The organism is Clostridium sp. (genome assembly GCF_036660475.1).
Lineage (GTDB): Bacteria > Bacillota > Clostridia > Clostridiales > Clostridiaceae > Clostridium_J.
On the sequence record NZ_JAVXAO010000002.1, the window covers coordinates 436,775 to 463,146 of the forward strand.

Consider the following 26,372-nt stretch of genomic DNA (forward strand, 5'->3'; position numbering starts at 1 on the left):
ATTTAGATATCTTAGCATTATCCTACTAATCTTTATCTAAAACTACTGTTATCTTAAATAAATCTCCATCAATTTCAACATTTAAATTCCCACCGTGAAGCTCAACTATATTTTTTGCGATTGCAAGTCCAAGCCCTGACCCTTCTGTATGTCTTGATTCTTCTCCCCGCTTAAATCTTTCTGTTATTTCACTAGCATCAAAATTTAATTCATAAGCTGATATATTTTTCATTGTAATATAAACCTTATCTTCGTCGACTTTAACCTCTAAATAAACTCTTGTAGCTGTTAATGAATATTTAATTGCATTTGAAATCAAATTCTCAAATACTCTCCAAATCTTTCTTCCATCTGCACTAATATAAATTTTTTCCTTAGGTATGTTTACTTTAAAATCTAGATTAGCTTCTTTAATTCTTCTTTCTGCCTCACCTAAAGATTGCCTTAAAAGTGCATTAACCTCTACCTTTGTAAATTCAAGCTGCATTGCTCCACTAGCCGCCTTTGAGGCTTCAAATAAATCTTCAATTAAAATCTTTAATTTTTGAGATTTTTTATCCAATACCTCTACATATGCTCTAGCTTCCTCTGGCTCTATATTTGCCCTTTTAAGTAAATCCACATAATTTATTATTGAAGTTAAAGGCGTTTTTAGATCATGAGAAACATTGGAAATAAGTTCTGTCTTCATTTTTTCACTTTTATTTTCATTCTCAATGGATTTCCTAAGCCCCTGCTTAATATTATTTATATTATGAGCAAGATCCTTAAGCGCTCCACGACCTTCTTCTGATATATCTTCACTAATTTTACCTTCTGCAATTTGTTTTGCTCCATTAGTAATTCTATTTAAATAAGCAAATTCCTTTGAAAATCTAAATACAAATATAGCTGTTACGATTATGCAGAACCCTATAGCAATTACAAGTCCAACACCACCTAACCCAAGGCATAATACAAATGAAACCCCAAGGCAAATCACAAAATATGCTCCGATAAGCATAGTTAATTTCCTTCCAAAGCTACCTTTTTCCATTGCTATATTTAAAATTTTATATAGTTTTATAAAATAGCTTCCATTTAAAATAGTTTCATCTTTATAACTTTGCATTATAGATTTTAAAACTACATAGTAGACCATTAATAATATAGTTACTAACGCTACATTGTTCACATTAACTGTATATCTATACCCCTGATTCCAGTTATACCTAAATAACATTTCATAGGCAATCCACCCTAATAATAGTACAAAAAGTTTAACCTCTAGAACATTATCCTTTAATTTTTCTGATATCCTATTTAAATAGCATGGTTTATTCTTTAGTCTATTTAATACAAATGCCATTACTATTACCCCTAAAATAGATCCTATAAATATTCCAATTTCATCATTCACAATCCTATTAGATTCTAAAAATTCCTCATAAATATTATAGACGTTATCTCCTGGCACAAGGTTCTTTGGTACTGATATATAAATGTCTAAATCACTTTTTACTCGGTAATCATAACTAATTTCCCTACTCACTGCTTCATCTTTAAGTTCAATTTTAACTGTACTATAGTCATATCCGTTATTGCGATTATATTCACTTATCTCCCTACCTTTAATTTGATTACCATTTATATTTATATTCTTTTTTTCATTTCCGTCCAAAATATGATATTCAGCAAAGTATCCACTGTCTTCCTTAAGTTTTGTTACAGCGTCCTTCCCTGATTCATAATTAGTAATCCATATGTTATTTCCTCTATCATAGGCAATAAACTTAAAGTTCTCATAGCTATTTAAAATGTTTGAATCTCTACTAAACCTAGCTAATTTTTCTTCTATGATTAACTTTTTAAGTTCCTCATCTGTATATGTATATTTAGCTTCTATACTTTTATATATTACCTTTTGTTCTTCATCAATCTTTTTCTGGTCCCAGTTTCCACTACTATACTTTTCATGAATACCATTAGTTGCTGTTTGGTATTCTTCTTCAATCTTATATTTTATTTCTTCCTTCTTCCAGGAAATCTCTTCACTGGTTAGATTACTTGTATCCTTGATATATTCTTCACTTTTATAAAGCTCTGACACTCTAAAAACACTCTCTGTAAAAGCGTCAATTTCATTTCCTAGAAATTCATAGCCATAAATACCTCTTTCATCAAAGATATTTTTATTTTCTAATATATCCTTAAAAGAAATTAATGATATTGAAACCATTATAGCTGTAATCAGGATTGCTATTGCCTTTGCCAGCTTTATCCTCCTGCAATCTTTAACCATTTCCTCATATGCTTTTTCATTTTCATCAATATTTTTCAATTTTGTATCCAACACCCCACACCACCTTTAAATATTTTGGCTCTTTCGGATTAATTTCTATTTTCTCTCTAATCCTTCTTATATGAACAGCTACCGTATTATCTATATTGTAGCTTGGTTCATTCCAGACTCTCTCATAGATTTCCTCCATGGAAAATACTCTTCCTTTATTTTTAAGAAGTAACTCTAGAACTCTAAACTCTATAGGCGTAAGCTTTACACATTCTCCATCTACAAAAGTTTCCTTAGTTTCTTCATTTAATTCTAATCCACCACTTTTTAAAACTTCACTTTCTTCTTGCTTGTTAATATTTCCAAAGGTTACATATCTTCTAAGTTGAGATTTCACCCTAGCTATGAGTTCAAGTGGATTAAATGGTTTTGTAATATAATCATCTGCTCCCATATTGAGGCCTAAAATTTTATCTGTATCCTCTGATTTTGCAGAGATTAATATTATTGGTATATTTTTTTCTTCTCTAATTTTAAGGGTTGCTCTAATACCATCCATTCTTGGCATCATAATATCCATTAAAATCAGATGAATTTCTTTATCAACTAACATCTCTAATGCTTCAATTCCATCACACGCTCTATATATTTTTAATCCTTCATTTGATAAATATATTTCAATAGCATCAACTATTTCCTTATCATCATCAACAACCAATATATTATAATTCATTTTAAACTCCCCCTTCATTGCAAATTTATTATATCACGGCTAGGCATCTTCAGAAAATAAATAAGTCAGTATCCTCGGCTATTTTAAATTACACGTAGTCGCCGATCCTTAGATAGTGTCCCCACTTCCTTGTTTAATTCAAAATACCCTTCGTATCTTTGATTTATTATTTATTTTCAGATGCCTTACCATCCTCTATACTTATATAATACCCTTTAATTATTAATTAATTATTGATATAAATCTTAAGAATTTCTTACAAAAAAATCTATCCTACAGATTTAATATTCTATAGGATAGATCTATCTTTTAGTTATTTAATTTTTCTTGCATTTCAAATATTCATCTTCTTTTTCAAGTAGTTTATTAACCATTAAAAACTCATAATCCTTTTCTTCCTTGGTCCTTGAATCAAACGGAGAATTTATCAATGCCTTAACGAATAATTCTGGATAAACACCTTTTAAATATTGCATATAATCTACCCATTGTAATAATAAACGATTATATGCACAGCAGATATCATTTCGTATATGAATCTTTTCGTAATCCATCAGGGTTTTATTATTATAACGACTTTTCAATTCATCACTTAAGTGTAGCAATGATATAATCATATTCCCAAATTCCTCATATTCATCAAGAATAGGATTCGTTATATATCCTAATAAAAATTTATTTTCTAATTCTAATATCCTACTTATTTCCTCTAAATTTATAATATCTATATCTAAATTACATTTATATTCCCTCAAAATTTGCGATAAAAGTTGGAACTCATCTATTTCCCATTTAAGCGATATTTGAGTGTACGCTTGCACCTCTTTAATAGCTTTGTCACCTTTAACTATTAAATCAAGAAGTTTATTCCCTACTTCATGATAAAAGCTTCCCACTAGCATATTCATCTTATTCGCTGCCTTTATCCTTTCCCTCGCTTCTAATATCTTATCGAAAATTAATATTTGACAAATCATGCCTAGTGGGACATATGCTAGACTCAATATTATCCCCGACAACGTCTCATTAGCATGTCCAAAAACCATATAGTGAATAGTATATATTATCATAGACATAATTAGCAAAACTATATTTATCATGATACTACCCCTAATTTCTTTATGCATATTATCACCTTTTGGGGCCATATATATTTATCAAGCATATAGCATTTATATACTATAAATATTTAACCCCCTACTAAAGTCTATGTAAGTACCCCTATAATTGTTTGTGAAATATAAAATATTATTATAGTTTGCTAATTATTTTTAAAACTCACACTTAAACCCTTCCAAATCTTATATAAAAATTGGCTATCTCAAAATTAGCTATGCTTTAAATCATTACAAAGTAAACCATAAACCAATATTCTGAGATAGCCTCTTATTATTACTTAACTAACTATTTGATTTTCAACTGAATACCACTTGCTTTGAGCTTCATACATTTCACTATATTTACCTTTAATATCAATAAGTTCATCATGGGTTCCAACTTGAACTATTTGCCCTTCATCCATAACTACTATTCGATCTGCAACCTTAGCAGACCCAAGTCTATGAGTAACAATAATAGCAGTCTTATCCTTAGATAACTCTTGAAACTTCTTATATATCTTAGTTTCTTCTATAGGATCTATTGCTGCTGTAGGTTCATCAAGGACTATCATATTATGAGCCTTATATAACCCTCTACCTATAGCAATTCTTTGCCACTGTCCCCCTGATAAATCTATACCATCAAACTCTCGAGATAGCATGGTATCATACCCCTCTGTGAATTTATCCTCTTGAATCTCAACATCTGCCTTAACTATAGCCGATTTTATTAACTCGTCTTTAACATCATATTTGTTATCACTTATAGAGATATTCTCACCTAAAGTCATCTTATATCTTTGATACTTTTGAAATACTCCCGATATTCCCTTATATAATGACCTCGGAGATATCTTCGATGTATCTATTCCATTAATTAAAACGCTTCCCTCACTTGGAATATATATTCCTGTCATCATTCTAACTAAAGTACTTTTGCCAGCACCATTTTCCCCAACTATTGCAATGGTTTCACCTGAATTTACCCTTAGTGATACATCCTTTAAAGAACTTTTATCCGTTCCTGGATAAGTAAACCCTATGCTATTTATTTCAATACTAGGAACTCCTTTAATTTCTATATCTTTACCACTTCTTTCAGGCAACTCTAAAAACCTGATGAAATTCTTTACTGTTCCTAAGCTTTGAGCCACATCGCCTATATGTCTACATACTATTTCTTCCATTATAGCGAACATCATTCCTATAGATGAAAATACCGCTCCAAAGGCACCCACAGATATAGATTTATCTAGTAATGCGTACACTAACAATGCTAAAACTCCCATATACCCCATAAGGGTTATCATTTTCATTCCAAGCTCTGCAAGTCCTGACTTTTTTTCCGCCTTCCATATGCTTTTATTCATATGATTTAAAGAATTAGTGTATCTTTTCTTAAAATATGAGAATCCACCTAACAATCTAGTTTCCTTATAATATTCCCGATCAACTATACACTTTTCATAATGCTCATATTCTCTTCTTACAGGTGCCACCTGGTCCTCTAAATTTGTAAACGCCTTAATCCTAATTAGCTGTGCTAGAGCTACTGGAATAAATATTACTATAATAGAAACCGCTAGTATAGGCTTTAATTTATAAAGGTAAATTCCCATGAAAATGAAATAGGGAATATAAAATGTACCCATCATCATTAATATAACAAATATTCCAACACTGCCCTCTAATCCCTTTTGAGCCTTATTAATATCATCAAGTAGTACTGGGTTTTCAAAGTTTATGGCATCTATCTTTGAAGTTTTTTCATTTAATATCTTTCCAACAAGCCCTGTAGACTTATTCTCTAGAGCATCTACCATAAAATTCGCTACCCCATTTAATATTTGTGTAAGAATTAAAGATAACCCTAAAACCCCTAATGTAATCAATATTATTTTTAATGCTCCATCTCCAGATGCAAAGCCTGTAATAGTATCAAAGAATTTTTGAGTCATAAAGGTATTTAATGCATGAAATAATCCATGAAATATTGAAACTATTGCAGTTGTTGTGATAAGTATTGGGCATGCCTTAAAAAATATAGGTGTGATAGTTTTAATTATTTTGTAGAAAGAAATATCCTTATTTTCATTTTTTATCATGCATACCACCTCCTTTGGCTTTCATACATTTCCGCATAAACTCCATTTATATTCATAAGCTCCTCATAAGATCCCTTCTCTATAATAGTTCCATCTCCTATAACAAATATTTCATCTGCAAGTTTTGTTGACCCCAGCCTATGACTTATAAATACAGTAGTTTGACCCTTGCTTATTCTTTCAAATCTTTCATACATATTACTTTCACTTATAGGATCTAGCGCTGCTGTTGGTTCATCTAAAATCCTAAGTGGTGCATGACTTACAATTGCCCTTGCCATGGCTATACGTTGCCACTGACCACCGGATAAATCCACACCATCATTTTTAATCTTCCCTAAGTTTGACTCTATTCCCTTAGGAAGTTTTTCAATAGCGTCTTCTAAATCAATGGTTTCTATTGCCCTAACCATTTCAGACATATCATCCATATTATTAATATTTCCTAATAAAATATTATCCTTTAGTGAAATATAGTATCTCGCAAAATCTTGATATACTACAGAAGATATGGCCTTTAATTCTCCCTGACTATATTTTTTTATATTGATTCCGTTTATTAAAATTTCACCTTCAAAATCTTCATAAAGACCAGTAATTAACTTTGTTATAGTAGTCTTTCCAGCTCCATTCGTACCTACAAAAGCATAATGTCTTCCATCTTCTATAACAAAGGACATATTCTTTAAAATATAATTTTCTGTACCTGGATATTTAAATGATACATTCTTAAATTCCAAAGATTTTAATTTAATAGGATCCTGTGAAGGTTTAGCTAAATATTCATTACTCCCCTCTAACTTCAAAAGATTAGTTAAATCAACTAGATATTCCTTATTCTTCGCTAAATTATCTCCGTATCCTGGAAGACTCCATGCCAAGTACTGAATCAAACTAAACACACTACTAACAATTGACATGAACATTCCCACAGATAGAAGTCCACTAGTTACAGGTCCTATTAAAATTGCAACTATTAATACAGATAAAACTGCTATGATTATTCCTCCAGTTTTCATATTAACAAACCATTTTAAAGTTACTTTAAACTCTCTCTTCCTAGCTTTTTCAAACTGTTCATACCACTGCTTATTAAGTTTATTTGAATATGAAAATAAGCTTCTCTCTTCTACAGCCTCTCGACCATTTAATACTTCCTCTAGATATTTAACCCTTCTTTTATTTTTTTCAACCTCTCTACTAGCTTCATAAGTTTCCTTACCACCTTTTATAGCGAGTAAAAATAAGGGTACTGAAATTGCAACTATTAGCAGTGATGACCACCATACCCTTGTAAATAAAATCACTAGTATTCCTAGTATCTGAAGTATCATGGAAATCATATCTAAGGTTGTAGTATATGCCTTTGTACATTGAACTTCCGGCTCTTTAACTACCCTTGAAATCAAATCCCAGCTCTCTTGATTTTCTATGTGCTTATATTTAAGCTGCCCTATTTTCCCAACCATTGATACTCTAAAATCTTCCCTCAATTTATTTGTAATCTTAACCTCTGCAAACTTAGATAATTGATTTGAAATCCAAGTATAAGCTAGAAGCAGCGCCATAAATACTAGTGGTAGTACTATATCTCCTATTTCCTTAGTTTTATTAAATACGGAAATAGTAGTATCTAAAAACTTAGCCGTAACTAGAATCTGCAATGTTGGAACTATCCCCTCTAAAAGTTTTTGAATCATTACTAATGTAGATTCTACTGGTGCAAACCTAAACGGTATAGCCACTATATCCTTCATACCATATTTCTTATTTTCTATCTCCATGATTTCCCCCCTATGAAATAAAAATTTTCACTGAAACTCCTTAATTCTTGTGATTACCTAATTTTATTAATTTGTACTTTTTATTGTTACCTACTCCTCTTACATAACACTCCGAATATTCCGTTAATTATTTTTAAATTATATCCATCTATTGAATTAATTGTAATACATTTAAAGTGTATTGTAAATAGAAATGTTAATTTTTTAAATTATTTTATTGATTTTATTATAAGAATCAATAGTTTTTAATAAAAATATTAATTTCACTATTAATTTTGTGTTTTCACCTGATTAATTCTTTATATAATTTAACCATTTGTAATATTTTAAGCTATTTAACACTATTATTTAATTCCCACTTAATTATTTTCAACTTTTTCTTTACAAAAGTGCTATATTTACAATAAAAAACATAATTAAAGCAGTATTATTTTTTATAATACTGCTTTAATTATGTTCACTTGTTTTTTAACCATAATCCGTACTCTTTCATAACTTTGTCCGAACAGGCTGTTAACCTTCTGATTTGTTCGCTACCAGACCAAGCTCCTTCATTATCTGTCATGACTGCAATAATATATGGTTTTTCTGCAAATACAATCCCAGTATCATGACATAATAATTCCGTCCAGCCTGATTTATGTGCTGATTTATATTGTGGCACACCTGGTTTTATATAACTATACTGTGCATTTAGTAACATATCAAAGTAGATAGCTCCCTCTGTAGATTCCTTACTGAACTTATATATCTCCTGCCATATAAGTGCCGCACTTCTAGCACTAGCCCATCCCCATTTAGAACCATTCGGCAAATAATATTGCTCACAGCCTAAATTCCTAAGCATATTATTATATCCTTCATCCCAAAATCTATCATGAATCATATAATATGCAATATTATCGCTACAATTAATTGTGTAAAATAATAGCTCTTTTAAGGTGTATACTCCTCCAATTGGCTCATATTGTAAAACTCCTGATCCATCTCTATAGAATCTTTCCTCGTATATTTTTTCTTCATCTAATGATGCGTTTCCCTTTGCAATCTCCTTAAAGCAATATAATGCAAATGGTGCCTTAATGGTGCTAGCAGTTTCAAATGCCACATCAGGATTATACCCAAATGACATATTATCCTCCATGCTAACCACATAAAAAGATGATTTACCTTCATACCCATTAATTACATTATTAATTTCAGCCAATAATTCATCACTAATTGCAAACTTCGAGTTTTGAATGTTAATCTTCACACCTTTAGCCCCTAAAATATCTGATCCCTCTGGAGTTATATTTTCATTAGCTATCCCTTCATTTTCATCGTTAATATTTTCTGCTCCATTAATCACATTAGATTCTATATCCTCATTTGCATTTGCACCATTACCCATAGAATCTATTCTATGTTTCTTCTTTATAGCATTTTTTTCACTAAAGCTAAACTGTTCATTTAAACTTAAATTTTCTTCTGTTAAATCAGCACCTTTTTCACTTTTAGATTCTACAGATGAACATCCAACAAAAAAAGGCACCATCAACATATATATAATTACCAAAACTACATACCTTTTCATCTAAATCCCTTCATCCTATTAATTCCGCTCCTTTGAGCTTTCCATATATAGTATGCTGAGATAGCGTGAATAATTCGTTTAGTTATATTTAATACTTAATATAACTTTGTTTTATATATTCAACTATAAGTTCATCTAAATACTAGCTAACCATTAAAATATATTCTTCATTTACGTCTTTATTTTTTTAATGCAAAGCTCATTAAGAATATCCCTTAATTCGTTGATACCTTCGGCAAGTTTGTCAATCTCCATATTGCACACTTCTTTTCCCACAATAGCACTCCATTCTTGTATTATTTAGATTCCTTTTATACTACGGTTTTATTTCTACCACTCATTTTAGCAGCATACAAATTTTTATCGGCCCCGCGTAATAACTCTTCCATATTCATATCATTTGTAGTAACACCATATATCCCAAAACTAGATGTTAACTTAATCTCTATACCGTCATAGTTAAGAATTGTATCTTCTATACCCCTTCTTATTTTTTCTGATATTTTATAAGCATTATCTAAATTAGTATTATTTAATACTATTAGGAACTCTTCTCCACCATACCTTCCTATCCAATCCATATCTTTTCGAACATAAGACTGTATAAGTTCAGCGAAATCTCTTAATACAAAATCTCCAATTAAATGCCCATAACTATCATTTATAATTTTAAAAAAATCTATATCTGCCATTATTACTGATAATGGTAACTTACTCGCAACTGAGTCATTTATATCAACCTGTAACCTTTCATTAATATATCTTTTATTGTAAAGTCCAGTTAGCTCATCTCTTATAATTTTCTCATTCATTTCATTTAACATATATTGTATTGATTCTTTGGTATCTCTGCCTTGAGATTGTATTTTCCCATTTTGTGATATATCTTTTAACAATTCCACAACATATCTATTATTATCAAATATTAGAGGGGTAGCTATAACTAGGATAATTTTACCATTCTTATTATCAATTTTTACAACTGTATCATTCTCTGTATATGCTCTCATGGAAATACAATTTTCACAGAATTTCTGCTTTTCAAAAAAATCATAACAGCTGCCTTCTACCTCTTCAACCTGATTATCCTTTAAAATTATAGTTTTCTTTTTTATAGGGTCTACAATTCTTAACATATCATATAAATTAACAAATATTGATAGCCTCTCTTTAACTTGTTCAACTATATCCATATTTATAATACCGCCTTTATATTTATTTAAGCACATTCAAAATAATTTTTAATATGAATGTGCTTTCAATATACATTCTATTAAATTTTTTTATTCTAATAATTATTTAAATGCCATATTTACAAATAATAATTATACATAAATTTACATATAATTATATATAATTACATTTTTACATATTATTATACTGATTATACATTGTTACTTTTAGTTTCACAATATTTTTCCACGTATTATATTAAGCAAATACCGACATTGAAAATCATTCCTATCTGTAAAACATCTTTATTTGTGTATTTATTTTCTAATTTAGAGAACGTTAAATAGCAAATGTAACATTTTTTGAAAAAACGCTAAAATGTGCATGGACATAATACATATTTTGGAATGTTTTTTCTTGTATATTTTAGTTTCATACCGCGTGTACTACTTTAATTCCAAAATGATTTCAACCTATTTCCAACTGAAAAATACACATCCTCACTTATTATGAGAATGTGTATTTTAAAAACCATAATTGTTGATTTATTATAAATTCTAATTACCTCTATGAAGCAATAAATAACTCTAATCCTTCATTACCATTTCCACATATTTCACTTACCTTTAAATTATTTAAACATAATACTGTGCTTGCGTCACATACATAGTTTCATATTCACTATCTTTTTCATTTATAAGCTCATCATGGGTTCCATGTTGAATAATCTCCCCATTATGAAAAACAGCAACTTTATCACAGAACTTACAACTAGATAATCTATGTGAAATATATATAGCTGTTTTACCTCCTATAAGCTCATTAAATTTGCTGTATATCTCAAATTCCGCTATAGGATCTAACGCTGCTGTTGGCTCGTCTAATACCACTATAGGTGAATCTTTATATACAGATCTTGAAATGGCTAACTTCTGAGCTTGCCCTCCAGAGAACTCTATACCATCTTCCTCAAAAGTTTTATATATATGGGTATCCATTCCCTTAGGTAGCTTTAAAATATCCTTTTCTAATCCTGATTCTATAAGGGCATTTTCAATATCTTCATCCTTTGACCCTTTATAATTGTTAAGAGCTATATTCTCCTTAACACTAAAGGCCATAAGCTTAAAGTCTTGGAACACTACGGAAAGTAATTTCATGTATTCTTCATTACTATACTCATTTATATTTATTTCATTTAACAATATTTCACCTTCTGTTGGTTCATAAAGTCTGGTTAAAAGTTTTATAAATGTAGTTTTACCTGCGCCATTTAAACCTACTACAGATAATTTCTCTCCACTTTCAATTATTATTGATATATTTTTTAAAGTGTAATCCTTACTCCTTGGATACTTAAACGATACATTTCTAAACTCTATCTTACACTTATCTATATCTTCAATATTTCTATTTCCCTGAATGCTACTTGACTTTATTTCTTCTAGTTGCATATAGGGCTCTAGATATTTGCAACCCTGTCTAAGTTCAATGAAGTTTAATATAAAGCTAGAAATTGTAGTGCTAAAGTTATTAGCCGCTGCTGCATACATTGTAAAGGAACCAATTCCTATAGTTCCCTTAAATACCTTATAGGTCATATATCCATAAATTGCTGCCATTTGAAATTGAAGGTTTACCTTCTCTAACCCTTGATATTTTCCAACGATTCTAAATAACTTTCCAAAACTATTCAAACTCTCGCTATTATATTTTTTTATTTTATCCATAATCAAAGGTTTTATATTATATAATCTTACATCCTTACCCATAGAAAAATCAGAAGTTAAATTGGCATAATATCCAAAAGCTCTATTTAGCGGTGCCAATTCTCTATACACTTCAAACTGAACTTCTTGTGATTTTTTATATATAAAAGAATTTAACATAACTATAATCATTATAAATAATAATATATATATATCTAAGGTTGCTATCAATGATGTAAGTCCTATTATTGTTATAATTTGAGTAAAAGCATTAATTATGCATTGTATCAATCTCTGTATAGCACCTTGATTTTTGATAGCCTGAATTGCCCTTTCTTTTAAGTCTAAAACCTCAGGATCTTCTATATTATGAAAATCCATATCCATTATAGTTTTCCCCATGAATACATCAAATCCATTTGTAATCTCTAAATTTTTTATTTCTACCTTCACATCTAACCATCTATTAATTAAATTAAGTAGAAAATTTCCGACTACTGCTATTAGAACTAATTTTATAAACACATCTGTTCTTTTACCATTCATAAGTTCATCTATGATAAATTTAGGAATTATTATATTAATGAAAGGAACCATAGCCTTAAAGATAGAAGCTATAACTAGCATAGGTATATATGATTTTGACATTCCTTGAGCTAACTTTAAGAAATGTACACCTATTTTCATGTCTTTCTTTAACTCTAAAATACTATTTTTACCCATACTATGCACCCTCCGCTTCTAGTTCTTCTTCTTTATAATAAGATGCCTGTACATTAAACATGGATGCATATTTACCATCTCTATTTAGAAGTTCATCATGGGTTCCATACTCTTGTATTTCTCCATCTTCAAAGAATGCTATGACATCACAGAATCTTGTGCTAGCAAGTCTATGTGATATATAAATAGCTGTTTTTTCTCCAATCATACTATCAAAGCTTTTATATATATTGTACTCCGCAATAGGATCTAATGCTGCCGTTGGCTCGTCTAAAACTACTATAGGTGCATCCTTGTATAGTGCCCTCGCTAAAGCTAGTCTTTGATTTTCTCCACCTGAAAGTTCTATTCCCGTAGAGTCTAATACTTTAAGCAGTGATGTTTCAATGCCTTTTTCTAAAGAATTAATCTTCTCTAACATCCCTGCTTTTTCTATACTATTTACAACCTTTTGTCTATCTATATAATCCTGATTTACTAATGCAACATTCTCTGCTATTGGGAAAGCAAACATTTTTATTTCTTGGAATACTGGTGAAAATAACTTATAGTACTCCTTTTTATCAAAACTATTAATATTTACTCCATTTATTAAAATTTCTCCTTCTGTTGGTTCATATAGCCTCGTAAGTAATTTCACAAAAGTAGTTTTCCCAGCCCCATTGACTCCAACTATAGCTAACCTTTCTCCTTTTTTTATTTTTAGATTTAGGTTCTTGTACACATACTTTTCACTCTTAGGATACTTAAATGTTACATTCTTAAACTCAATTTCATAGGTAACATCCTTTGGAATTTCCTTTGAAATAGTATCCCCATTCTCTCCTTGAAACTCTATAAAGTCTCTAAAGTCATTAACATAAAGATTCTGAGCATTTATATGAGCTATATTATCTAAAATCCCTTGCATCCAAGCTGCAAATCCTGAAATTGTAGCAAAGTACATTGTAAAGTTACCTATACTCATTCCGCCCTTTAATACCATATAAATTAAATATCCATATACTATCCCTTCCCTAATTAAGAGAAGAAAAACATCTACTAAAGATACCTTAAAATATTCATTTTTAATATCCTTTCGGATTCCCACAGTTTCATCTTTAAACCCAACGAACTTATCAGCTATCCAATTACTCAAATTAAATATTCTTATATCTTTCCCATATGCAAAATTATACATAAGATCATAGATATACTTAGATTTTCTGTTCAACTCAGATATCTTATCTTTTTTACTATACTCATATGTCTTTACCTTCCTGGTAAAATAATAAACTATACTTACATTAATTAATAAGTATATAAGAACCCATGGACTTAACGTAGATACAATAGCCATATATCCTAAAAATCCAATTGCAGCTCCAAACAATTGAAATAGTTTATGAAAGATTCCTTCAATCCCTTCATCATTGTTACTTACTGCCCTTCCCGCTGTTTCTAAATTATTTAATATTTCTGGATCTTCTGTATATCTAAAATCCATACTCATACATTTGTCATACATTGTAGTTATAAACCCAAATCTTATTTTTATCATTTTTGTTAAACTAGCGCCTTGTAAGTAAGCACTTAAATAATTTACTATGGCTGATATAATAAAAAATCCTATAAGTATAATTAAAATATTTTCTAACCTATTAGCTCCTGTTAATTCATCAATTAAAAATTTAGGTGTAAATATGGCTATAAATGGTGCAATTGCTGTTACTATAGTAAACAATGCAAAATTTATGAATACACCTTTGTCCCATTCCCACGCATTTTTCACTAAAAATTTTATATTAGTCATAAGACTTCGCCTAGACTTTCCCGCTTTATTTTTATCCTTCATATAACCCCCACCTTACCTATTTTTATCATTTTTCATATTTCATATTGAACTACTTTTCCCTACCTATAATCAATCTCCGCCTAATGTTCCTCGTAACTCTAAAATACTGTTTTACTTAAATCACTTACCTTTATTCCGCCACCATACAAGTGCACTAATGACTTAGCTCCCCTTCTAATTCCATCTATATTTTAACAAATAATATTTATATTGTAAATAAATACACAGTTTCCCTCAAAGTTAAAATATTTATTAATTTCTCCTTAACGAGAAAAACTGCACATCTTCATTTAACATGAGAATGTGCAGTTTATTATAAATAATTATTCTATATCTAATATGGTAAAATTATATTGTTAGATTTTAAACTGCTGTACCATATCATATAATTTTTGTGCAAGTTCAGCTTGACTTTGTGCTGTTTCAGACACTTGCTCTATAGCTTTTGTGGTTTCATCCATATTTTCTCTTATCAATTCTGACTTTTCACTGGATTCTTGTGAAGATTGCGCCATATTTTGAATTGCTTCACTTACTTGTCCTACTGTAGCTGTGATTTCTTCTGACATAGCAGCTATTTCTTCTGACATATTACTCACGAAATCAGAATCATTATGGTATTGATTGCCTGTTTCTTCATATTCATCATAAGTTTTCATTATATCTACATCTATGAATTTTAGTATATCATTACCCGTCTCTATACTTCTATCGAATACTTGTTTTACTGATTCTACAGTCTTCTGTATCTCTACTACAGCCACAGAAGATTGTTCTGCAAGCTTTCTTACTTCTTCTGCTACCACTGCAAACCCACGACCTTGTTCTCCAGCCCTTGCAGCTTCTATAGCTGCATTTAAAGCTAGCAAATTAGTTTGAGCCGATATAGACGATATAGTATCTGCCATAACCCTAATGCTATCTATTACAAAGCTTTCTTCTATAACTTTTTTCATATTAGCTTGTTTTTGAATATATAGCTCTTCTGCTATCCTCTTTACTTGTTTACTACTCTCTTTAACCTTACCTGCTCTTGCTTTAGCATCATTAGCATTATTGCTACCTTCCACTGCTCTTGAAGATAAAATGTTTATACTTGAATCAACTTCCTCAATGGATGCACTTATCTCCTCTGATGTTGCACCAGACTCTTGCATACCACCTGCAATTATATTTACAGCCTCATTAATAGTTTCTGTTTTAGCTGCTAATTCTTCAACTGTTGCTGAAAGTTCTTCAGCTGACGCACTCATATTTTCTGTATCCTCCATTATTGCTTCTACAATTGAATGAATATTTTCTGTCATTTTATTCAAATGATTGCTCATTTCTCCAAGTTCATCATTACTTTTTAATTCTATTTTTTGTGTTAAATCCCCATTTGCCATTTTCATAGCAAAACTATTAACTTTTTTAATATTATTACCTATATAGTTGGCAAACACTAATATGAATAAAACTACTACTATCATTGAAGATATTATTATAATACCTATTGTATTTCTAAGTGAATTAATTTGAAGATAAACCTCATCCTCTGGAATGCACACAGAAATAATCCAACCTGTATCCTCTATGGTGCTATAATACACCTTTTGCACCCCTTGATCATCTTTAAATGTTCCTTGTCCATTCTTTTCTAATAACATTTTTTCACCTAAAGTTGCTAGTGTAGAGTTTTCATCATCCTTAATGTTAGTTTTCATTATTTTAGATTGATCTTTATTTGCAACATATAATCCACTTTCATCTATTAAAAACGCTCTTCCATTGTTGCCAACTTTCATATTTTTAATATTATTTTGTAGCGTTGATAGATCTATATCCCCTGTAGTCACTCCAATAAAATTCTTATTTGAATCATAGATAGAACATACTGCAGTTACCATAGAAACTTTTGAAACCTCATCATAATATGGTTGTGACCATTCAACATTCTTTTTAGTATTCTTACCTAACTTATACCAATCGCCTAATTTGTAATCTGTATTGCTGTATTCATCTGTATAAGTAGCCTCCCCGCTTAACTTATAAGCATAGGGTCCAAATAATTCAATTTCTTTGCTATATTTAAACGGTTCAAACCAAACCCCTGCTCCAAAAGTTTCATCATTTGTCTCAATTAAACTTTTTAACATACCTTCATAATTATCCTTAGTTAAAGAAGATAACGAATTCTCCACAACTTTAGCCAAGCTTTCAGGTATTTTTTGATGTCTTTCTAAACTTTTCTCAATTTCCTGTGATTTCTCATCTAATTTACTATTCATGTTTATCTCAACTTCATTATTTATTATCTTTTTTGAACTTGAGTAACTCATATAGCCTAGTATACACATCGATACTATAATTACAGGAACAAGTAATAATATCATCTTTAATTTAATACTTTTCATTTTAATTCTATTGATCTTCATAATCTCAACCTCTCATATGTTTTTTTGTATAATTTAATAGCTACATTCATTTATCGTAACAATCAGCTTGTTAAAGTAGGGTAATTTTATTATTTTTAAATATAATAACTCAATTCAAGTCTGTTTTTGTATTTTTATGTATTATTTTGTAGCACAGGTTTGCCATTTATATAACTGAATAGTATGTATTAATGTATAGCAAAAAGCATGAAAGAAAATAAACATTTCCTTTCATGCTTTTAACAACTATATATATCTTAGAATCTACAAATTTTAATTTAATATATTATTATTTTGCTTAAATTCCTTTTGAAAATTGCAAATAGCATTTATAGCAAATCCTTGAGCATAAACAGGATCAATAATAGGTATGCTTAATCTCTCATTTAAAAATTTATCTATACCTATATTAGAAATCCCTGTACAAGCTAAAACTACTGCATCCATACCATCTGATTCCAATTCTCTAACAGCATTAACAACGACCTCATTCCCTTGGTCTGTAAATAGATCATTTACATTTCTAATACCATTAGGTTTTATATATCTCCTTAGATTTTCACCTAAAGCACATCTAATAGCTTCACTAGGCATTTCTCTTATTCCAATAACACCTATTTTCTTTCCAAAATTTAAACCACAGCTAGAAACTGATCTTCCTGCACCAATCACTGGAATATTAATTTCTTTCTTTAGCTCTTCTACACCTGGATCTCCAGTGCAACTTACCACAATCCCATCAAAATTTTCATATATGGATTTGCCTAAATCAACAACTTTTTTAGCCGCCTTCTCATGAGTGTTATCATCATGCACGCCTTCATATTGATCATCTACACAAAATGAAGTAGTTTCTAAATTAGGAAAATATGATTCCATAATTTTACCATGTTTATTCAACTCTTCTTCTTCATCCATAGTTAAAATATTTATAACAGCAATCTTATATTTTTTATGCATATTACTATTCTCCAAAAGTTTGAAATTTATTTAAATTCCCATACTTTTTAATAATTATATCCCACTCTGACTCATTATAAAAAGAACATTTTTTAGTGCCGTAGAACTTAGCAACTTCAACTATAAATCTTCCTGCTGATTCTAAGTCACTAAAATTAGATGCCCCAGTTGCACATCCCGCTACTGGCATTTCTGTTGTTATTGCAACTCCAACTACCGGTGCATTAGTTGCTACCGCTGGCTGAAGTATACTATTTAAATGGTGCAAATCATTACCATAAGGTGTTATATCTTGAATCGATAATGGGAAAACATATGGTAATCTACCAGTTGTAGTCTGCATTATATTCAATAAGTCATCACTAGTCCTTAATATATATCCTTCCTTTACAGTTGGAGATATTGCAAACCCTCTAGTGTTTATAACTCTATTACCTTTTGTTGTATCTACCGATAGTATAGCATCACACTCAGCATCTACTTCATTTTCATTCATAGTCATCATATCCACTGGAGAATCCATAAACGGAACTGGATGATGTTCTTTAGTTGGAGCATCAGGACATATATGTGTAGAAATTATAACATCCCCATCTAAAACATCCCCTTTTTGTTGCATATCTAAAATTTTAGCAGCAACAGCTAATGCTACTAATGCACCATCGCCATCAGATACAAAGCCTAGCATTTCAGGTCTTGCTCCTATTCCACCAAGCCTACCTAAAACACCTAAAGTAGGTGCATTACCACCTAGTGTTTTTCCGTTTTTCCCAATTATTTTCATCTTCACCAAATCCGTTGAGCCTTTACTAGATGATAATTCTTTTACTTCTATATTTTCCCCACCATAGCTCTCCAAATATGATTTAACGTCCTCACCACTTGCAGTTGATCTATCTATTATATCGTATACTTCCATAATCTGTTTTAATAACATATCTATCTTCCTCCAATTGTTATATATACTTAAGTTATTTATAACTTTATAGCTATGAATGACTTAGGATATAATCATTTAAATTTCATTATATATTTTTTAACTTTGTAGTATATCAAGGCCACTCATAGCTAAAATTTGTATTGCTTTTATTAATGCCTCTTTACCTTCTTGTCCACCAGCTGCCTCAGCAAACTCTGTTGTATGTGTAGCTGCATTTTCATTTAATTTAATATAGGCTTGAATAGCTGGAATTTCATGTGTTAAATTTCCAGTATCAGTTGAGCCTATGCCCTGTGATAAATCTCTCTCAATATATGATTCTCCTAATACATCAAAGTTGTTTCTTATTATTTTTACTAACTTTGAATCATTCTTTACCTCTTTATATACTTCATCTAATTGTGTAATTTCTACCTTTACACCTGTAGTAAGTGCAGCACCCTCTGCACATTGCTTAATCATTTCACAAATTTCATTTAAATATTCTATACTCAAAGCTCTAACATTAAAAACTGCTGTAGCTTTTTCCGGAATTATATTATGCATACTTCCACCATCTGTGATAATTCCATGAACCCTAGCATAATCTTTTAAATGCAATCTCATACTATTAACTCCATTAAATAGTGCTATAACTCCATTTAATGCACTTTTTCCTTCCCAAGGAAATGCTGCTGCATGAGATGCTTTCCCATAAAAATCAAATTTTAAATTAATTGTAGCGAATGAGATATCATCTGGCATAGATGCATCTGCTGGATGTAAAATAAATGCTGCATCAACACCTTCAAAAACCCCCTCTTTAATCATTAATATTTTCCCACCAACTTTTTCTTCTGCTGGTGTACCAATAACTTTTACAGTTCCATGAATATTATGCTTTTCCATTATATCTTTTAATATAATTCCTGCACCTACTGAACTAGTTCCTATAATATTATGACCACATGCATGGCCCATTCCTGGCAATGCATCATATTCTGCCAAAAATGCTACTGTCATTCCGCCTTCTCCACGAGAATATGTAGCGTCAAATGATGTTTCTAAATTTCCAACTCCTCTTGCAACTTTAAACCCATTATCTTCCAAGCAATTACTTAAAATATCTTTTGCTTTATACTCTTCAAATGCTAATTCTGGATTATCAAATATATAACTAGATATATTTTCATATTTATCTCTATTATTTTTAGCTAATATTTTTATTTCTTCTTTAATTTGATTTTTTAATTCTTCCATGTTGCCGTTACCTCCTTATATCATTTGACTAAATTTCAATACTAGTTGTGCAATTAATGCTGATCCAAAATATGTAGAAGTCATAACTATGAATGAAATTAGTACTAATTTCCAACTTAACGTCTTTAAAATATGAAGCTGATTTCCTACTGAAATCCCTGCAAATGCTAATAGTGGCGTTACTGCTGACATAAAGTTAAGCTTACCTACGTTTGCTACAATTATCCCACCAACTGGAGATATAGGTAATGTTAAAAGAAATGAAATAAGTGTTGCCCACGCAAATCCTGGTAAGTTTGGTTTTTTCACTAAATTCTTCACTATGATTGCAAGTGATACCAATGAAAAACTTAGGACACTACCTATTAATAAGTCTTTAACAGGAGTTCTTAAAGCTACCGCTTGTCCAAAGCAAATGATTATGTATACAAATATTACAATTTTAAATTGTTCTATGATTGACTCAAAAGTTTTTTTCATTTTATTTAACCTCCTTACATGAGTTAGAATTTTTTTTCTTTCCTCTTAATCTTTCAATAGCTGGGGCAACTTTACTATAATAGTAATTAGCTAAAGGTAATGACAAGAAAAGCTCCACATAAATTCCAGTTACTGATGTAAGCAATCCACTTGTAGCAGAATATGCCAGTATTTGTTCTGACATCTGTGGAACAGTGTTTATTAAAGATGCTGTAGCAGCTCCCATCATAGATCCACTTCCCATACCTGATGCCATTGCCAATGCATATGGATGTATTCCTATATATACACCTAAAGGAGCTAGAAATGAAAATAGTAATGTTCCAAATATACTTCCACTAATATATGTTCCTAAAGTTCCTATTCCCTCTGGTGAATTAAGACCATACTTATCACCTATAATTCCTAATGCTGTATCCCTACCTAAAGAAAACGTTCCTCCAAGTGCACTCCTTCCTAATCCTAGTGCGACTCCAATTGGTAGAGCTATTAGCATTGTAGACATGTTTCCAAGTTCTTGAAGAAGTAGTGCTGGTCCTGCTTGAAGCACAATACCAACCTGAGGGCCTGCGCTAATTCCAAACATTATACCTAAAGGATAAAGTGCTATAGCTAATAAATATGGTGCTTTATCTATTTCTGCATCTCCTATAAGTTTTTTAAGTGACGGAATTATTTTACCCATCAAATGTGGTGAAACAATTATTCCTATAACTATAGCCCATATTAAACTTAATATAGTTATATTTACACCCATAACTTTAAATTTAAGTGGCCCTATAAACTCTGCCGCTATAGTTATTAAACCTGCTACTATTAAAGCATTTTTGATTCCTGTTCTTTCTTTCATAGCTTATCACTCCTTATTTTATGAATATTGTATAATATCAAAATATTTCTATAATTTATTATACCTTCATTCCTTTATAATGTATAATATATATTATTCATCGTTTTCATATGATTTTAGTTATGAGTAAAGGGGGATTCTCAACTTATGCATTTATTACAATTAAAGTATTTTCAAGTGGCCGCCCATACAGAACACATGACAAATGCAGCTAATCAACTTAATATTGCTCAACCAGCATTAAGTAAAAGTATATCCTTATTAGAGGAAGACCTTGGCGTTAAACTTTTCGATAGAAGAGGCCGAAAAATCAAATTAAATTTTTATGGAAAGACTTTTCTTAAAAGAGTTGATTCCATATTGAATTTAGTAGATATATCTATTAAAGAACTAAAAGACTTTTCTAGTGACGAATTTGGTCAAGTTAAGCTTATTGTACTTGCTGCTTCTAATTTAATTCCTGATATTTTAGGCGAGTTCAGAAAACTTTATCCAAATATATCCTTTAAGCTGATTCAACATGTTCCAAATTCATTTTTAGATTATGATTTCGCTGTTTGCATTACTTCTTCTTATGTTGAATCTAAGGCACTAAATTATATGACACTTCTAAATGAGGAAGTTTTCTTGGGAGTTTCTTACGATCACCCATTATCCAAATTTGATAATATATATTTAAATGAAGTTAAAGATGAAGACTTTATATGTTTAGAAAAAGGAGAAAACTTCAGAGAAATAACAGATACTTTTTGTACTTATGCTAATTTTAATCCTAATATAGTTTTCGAATGTGATTCACCTTCCACTGTACATTCTTTGATTAAGGGTGGTCATGGAATTGGTTTTATGTCTGGAACATCTTGGGGATTAAATTATGACTCTTCTATAAAGCTATTACATATTAACGATGTTAGATGTGAGAGATTTTTAGAGTTATTTTGGCCTAATGATAAGTATATGAACAATTCTACAAAACTATTTATAGACTTTGTTCAAGAATATTTTTCCAAATTATATTTTCCTAAAAATAAAACCAAATAAATATTATATATATTTATTCACTTGCATTATTTGTCTTATGATTAATATAAAATATTCATCAACATATTTCTAATTAAAAAAACTGAACACCCTCATACGATATGAGGGTGCGCAGTTTTAAACTTATAATATATCCATTTTATCACAACTTTTAATGTCCCAATTTTTTCATCAATGATGCCAATGCATATCAGTACTAATTATTAAAAGTTAACCATACCTCCATGGCTTCATCCAATCCTTTACTTAACTCCTCTTTGCTACAGTAAAGCTTATTAAGCTCCTCATAATCTAAAGTGTGATCCTCCATAGCTAAATCGATCTTTCTTATTTCATTTTCAAGACTCTCAATCTTTATTTCAACTTTAGCTTTTTCTGCTTCCTTCTTTTTATTTTCATCAACATTCCTTGGTTTCTTAAATTTTTCATTCTTTACCACTATCTCTTTAGGAGCCTCAAGACTCAGCTCCACTTTTACACTTTTATAATAATCATAATTACCAGGATAACTTTTAAACCCATTATTCTCAATTGCAATTACTCTTTCACCAATTTTATTAATAAAATATCTATCGTGAGAGATGAAGAATATAGTTCCTTTAAACTCCTCAATGGCTTCTTCAAAAGTTTCTATGGAATCAATATCAAGATGATTAGTAGGTTCATCCAATATCAATAAGTTTACATCTTCATATAACAATTTACCAAGCTTAAGCCTTATTTTTTCTCCTCCTGACAAGTGCCTTACTTTTTTAAATACACTATTACCATAAAACATAAATTTTGATAGGTATTCCCGTGCTTTTCCCTCCAGCATAAAAATATCTTCCCTAAAACACTCCAATACAGTGAGCTCCTCATCTTTAAACGTAATTTTCTGTGGTAAATATGCCGCCTTTACATTAGCACCTAATTCCACCACGCCAGCATCGGTTCGCTCCTCATCTAAAAGGATTTTCAAGAAAGTAGTTTTACCACTGCCATTTGGTCCAATTAGCGCTGCTCTTTCTCCAAAATTAATTAATAAATTTGCATCCTCAAAAATAACTTTATCTTCAAAGCTTTTAGATAATCCAATTGCCTTGATTGTCTCATTTCCTGATCTTTCAGATTCTTTAAAGTTAAGCTTCATAGTGTTTCTTTCGAATTTTGGTTTTTTAATTTTTACATATTGACCTCTAGTTCGGTAATATTTATCACTTTCAATGTCACTATTTTTCATCTTATCAAGCTTTTTTTGTAGACTGGCAGCTCTTTTAAAAAACTTATTATTATCCACCCTATTTGCCCAATCCCTTAACTCCTTTATAGAATTTTGTATATTCTTAATTTCCTTTTGTTGTTCCTTATATTGATGAAGTTGTTCAAGCATATTTTCTTCTTTTGCCTTTGCAAAATCAGAGTAATTTCCTTTATACGTTTCACACTCCATATCCTCTAGTTCTACAATCTTAGTTACTACATTATCTAGAAAATATCTATCGTGGGATACAATAATTACAATTCCTTTATAAGCTTTAAGATAGCTTTCAAGCCATTCAATTGAATCCATATCCAAATGATTTGTAGGTTCATCAAGTAGCAATATATCTGGATTGTCAATCAATAGTTTTCCTAAAACTACTGTAGTTTTCTCCCCACCACTTAATAAATTAAAATCTCTATTTAGGAAATTGTCATCAAATTTTAATCCAGTGCAGATCTTTCCCAATTTTTCTTCTATATTATATCCACCCTTAATTTCATATAATTGAACTAAATCGCTATACTGCTTCAATGCCTTTTCCAGAGCAGCACCTTCTAAACTTTTCATTGCATTTTCAAATTGACGCATTTCATTTTCTATACTATGAACTTCCTCAAAGGCTAAGTTTAAAACGTCAATAACCTTTACCCCTTCCGGATACTGAGGTATTTGTTCAAGATAAGCCCTTGTAGCTCCTCTTGGAATAGAAATAAATCCTTCATCATATCCAGGACTTAGGGCACCTGGATAACCAATACAATAATTCATTGGTTCTATTCCAGCTATTAATTTAAGAATTGTGCTCTTTCCACTTCCATTTGCACCTACTATACCAACCTTTTCTCCTGAGTAAACTTGAAATGTTACACTCTTGAGAATAAGGGTTGCATCCATGTATTTTTTTACACCAGTTAATAATAATTCAAACATAAAAATTCCTTCTTTCATCCATATTAAAAATCAAACCTTTTATGGACAGGCAAAAGTCCTAACTACAATAATTTCCAAAGAATTTTAAAAATAAAAGGACCATAAGAAGATGGCATCTTCTTACAGTCCAAAATACTCTAATACCTATAATTTATTTAAATCAGACATAAGTCATCTTCAAAAATAAATAAGTCAGTCTCCTCGGCTATTTTAACTTATTATTTATTTTCAAATGCTTAAGCAACAATTTGACCACATAAGTAAATCATCCTGTTATGCTCATATATCTAACTACAGAATTTTCTAATAAAAATTCCCGGTGGATATTTCAAAATATTAATTGAAACACTTCATAAATTATAATATTGAATTCCAGTAAAGTAAGTTACCTTCTAAATGCCTTATTCCATAAAGAGCACAACAATAAAACCTAAATATAATTAGGCAAATTAAAACTCATCATAAAATACATATTAATTAAAAATTAATATTAACAATTAGTTGGTGTCATAACTTACTTCCCCCTCTCAACATTTTCTTTATTATATCATCTTTTGAATTTTATGTAAATACCTTAAACAGCTATCCCTAGGAACACCCTAAATTAAATCAGAAATAATCCTACTTTTTAACTTAAATATAAAATTTATAAATTCTTTATAAAGATTTAAAATTTAAGTATATCTAGGTTACATTTTCTTCATATTAAATCCATACGATTCTTTTAAGTTATCTTGCAGAACACTTTTTTTCAAAAATTGTATAATATAGATCAAATAGGCCTCTAGTTTTATGCTTTAATATGGATATTTTGTTAATTTTAAATACTATATTTTATAGAAATCTAGTATTAACCCAAACACCATTTGATTTCTTTGTCGAAAGGTAGTATTCTTTGTTTAACGAATATATTAAGGAGATGTTTATTATGAACATAAAAGAAAAAATAAATGAAATGGAAATTAAGCATGAAATTAAAAAGGAGGAAAAACTAGATAATAAAATCAATAAAAATGTTGGTAAAATACTAGTAAATGAATCAAAAGACTTAATCAAAGAAATAAACCACGAAATAAAATCTTCTGAAAAGGAAGAAGAAAAATTTGCTAAGAAGCTTAATAAGGAACTAATAAAAGAAGAAACAGAGGAAAGAAAAGAAGAAAAGAAATTTGCTCATGATTTAAAGAAACAAATGGAAAAAGAATGTAAATAGTATCTATACATAAAAAAACTCCAAGAAAAAGTGATTTTATAATGCAC

The 26,372-nt window shown here is 30.1% G+C and carries 18 protein-coding genes; 2 read left to right on the top strand and 16 right to left on the bottom strand.

Features of this window, described 5'->3' with window-relative positions; all coding sequences use genetic code 11:
- Positions 1-25 precede the first annotated feature (25 nt).
- From RSA29_RS05080 to RSA29_RS05150, 15 genes are all read right to left on the bottom strand, one after another.
- Positions 26-2,335 (bottom strand): HAMP domain-containing sensor histidine kinase, encoded by a 2,310-nt coding sequence (locus RSA29_RS05080; RefSeq protein ID WP_346942729.1) that lies wholly within the window; start codon positions 2,333-2,335, stop codon positions 26-28.
- On the bottom strand, positions 2,307-3,005 hold the full coding sequence (locus tag RSA29_RS05085; protein WP_346942728.1) for a response regulator transcription factor: 699 nt from the start codon (positions 3,003-3,005) through the stop codon (positions 2,307-2,309). The genes RSA29_RS05080 and RSA29_RS05085 overlap by 29 nt, the downstream gene beginning before the upstream one ends.
- A gap of 317 nt (positions 3,006-3,322) precedes the next feature.
- A complete protein-coding gene (locus RSA29_RS05090; RefSeq protein ID WP_346942727.1) occupies positions 3,323-4,105 on the bottom strand; it encodes a hypothetical protein in 783 nt (260 codons plus the stop codon).
- A 296-nt stretch (positions 4,106-4,401) separates the two neighbouring features.
- Positions 4,402-6,210 carry an ABC transporter ATP-binding protein gene (locus RSA29_RS05095; RefSeq protein ID WP_346942726.1) on the bottom strand — a complete coding sequence of 603 codons (1,809 nt, stop codon included), beginning with the start codon at positions 6,208-6,210 and terminating at the stop codon, positions 4,402-4,404.
- Entirely contained in the window at positions 6,207-7,994 is a 1,788-nt protein-coding gene (locus RSA29_RS05100; protein ID WP_346942725.1) for an ABC transporter ATP-binding protein, read from the bottom strand. The genes RSA29_RS05095 and RSA29_RS05100 overlap by 4 nt, the downstream gene beginning before the upstream one ends.
- A gap of 457 nt (positions 7,995-8,451) precedes the next feature.
- Positions 8,452-9,570: a serine hydrolase gene (locus tag RSA29_RS05105; protein ID WP_346942724.1), complete on the bottom strand. Its 1,119-nt coding sequence runs from the start codon at positions 9,568-9,570 to the stop codon at positions 8,452-8,454.
- Between the two features lie 311 nt (positions 9,571-9,881).
- The gene (locus tag RSA29_RS05110; RefSeq protein WP_346942723.1) at positions 9,882-10,763 is read right to left on the bottom strand and encodes a GGDEF domain-containing protein; all 882 of its coding nucleotides are present in this window, start codon (positions 10,761-10,763) and stop codon (positions 9,882-9,884) included.
- A gap of 615 nt (positions 10,764-11,378) precedes the next feature.
- On the bottom strand, positions 11,379-13,175 hold the full coding sequence (locus RSA29_RS05115) for an ABC transporter ATP-binding protein (protein WP_346942722.1): 1,797 nt from the start codon (positions 13,173-13,175) through the stop codon (positions 11,379-11,381).
- 1 nt (position 13,176) lies between these two features.
- Positions 13,177-15,009 (bottom strand): ABC transporter ATP-binding protein, encoded by a 1,833-nt coding sequence (locus RSA29_RS05120; protein WP_346942721.1) that lies wholly within the window; start codon positions 15,007-15,009, stop codon positions 13,177-13,179.
- A gap of 356 nt (positions 15,010-15,365) precedes the next feature.
- On the bottom strand, positions 15,366-17,426 hold the full coding sequence (locus RSA29_RS05125) for a methyl-accepting chemotaxis protein (protein ID WP_346942720.1): 2,061 nt from the start codon (positions 17,424-17,426) through the stop codon (positions 15,366-15,368).
- Positions 17,427-17,699: 273 nt separating this feature from the next.
- Positions 17,700-18,386 carry an aspartate/glutamate racemase family protein gene (locus tag RSA29_RS05130; RefSeq protein WP_346942719.1) on the bottom strand — a complete coding sequence of 229 codons (687 nt, stop codon included), beginning with the start codon at positions 18,384-18,386 and terminating at the stop codon, positions 17,700-17,702.
- Positions 18,387-18,390: 4 nt separating this feature from the next.
- Entirely contained in the window at positions 18,391-19,323 is a 933-nt protein-coding gene (locus RSA29_RS05135; protein WP_346942718.1) for a DUF1177 domain-containing protein, read from the bottom strand.
- 99 nt (positions 19,324-19,422) lie between these two features.
- Entirely contained in the window at positions 19,423-20,565 is a 1,143-nt protein-coding gene (locus RSA29_RS05140) for a M20 family metallopeptidase (protein ID WP_346942717.1), read from the bottom strand.
- 15 nt (positions 20,566-20,580) lie between these two features.
- Entirely contained in the window at positions 20,581-21,045 is a 465-nt protein-coding gene (locus RSA29_RS05145; RefSeq protein WP_346942716.1) for a hypothetical protein, read from the bottom strand.
- Between the two features lies 1 nt (position 21,046).
- Positions 21,047-21,895, bottom strand: a complete 849-nt coding sequence (locus RSA29_RS05150) for a DUF3100 domain-containing protein (RefSeq protein WP_346942715.1) — start codon at positions 21,893-21,895, stop codon at positions 21,047-21,049.
- Positions 21,896-22,042: 147 nt separating this feature from the next.
- Here RSA29_RS05150 and RSA29_RS05155 point away from each other — a divergent pair, with 147 nt between their 5' ends.
- Positions 22,043-22,936: a LysR family transcriptional regulator gene (locus RSA29_RS05155; RefSeq protein ID WP_346942714.1), complete on the top strand. Its 894-nt coding sequence runs from the start codon at positions 22,043-22,045 to the stop codon at positions 22,934-22,936.
- A 196-nt stretch (positions 22,937-23,132) separates the two neighbouring features.
- Here the strand turns inward: RSA29_RS05155 and abc-f are convergent, their stop codons facing one another.
- Positions 23,133-25,112: a ribosomal protection-like ABC-F family protein gene (gene abc-f / locus RSA29_RS05160; RefSeq protein ID WP_346942713.1), complete on the bottom strand. Its 1,980-nt coding sequence runs from the start codon at positions 25,110-25,112 to the stop codon at positions 23,133-23,135.
- A gap of 928 nt (positions 25,113-26,040) precedes the next feature.
- On the opposite strand from abc-f, the gene RSA29_RS05165 reads away from it, so the two are divergent.
- Positions 26,041-26,325: a hypothetical protein gene (locus tag RSA29_RS05165; protein ID WP_346942712.1), complete on the top strand. Its 285-nt coding sequence runs from the start codon at positions 26,041-26,043 to the stop codon at positions 26,323-26,325.
- Positions 26,326-26,372: the final 47 nt, after the last annotated feature.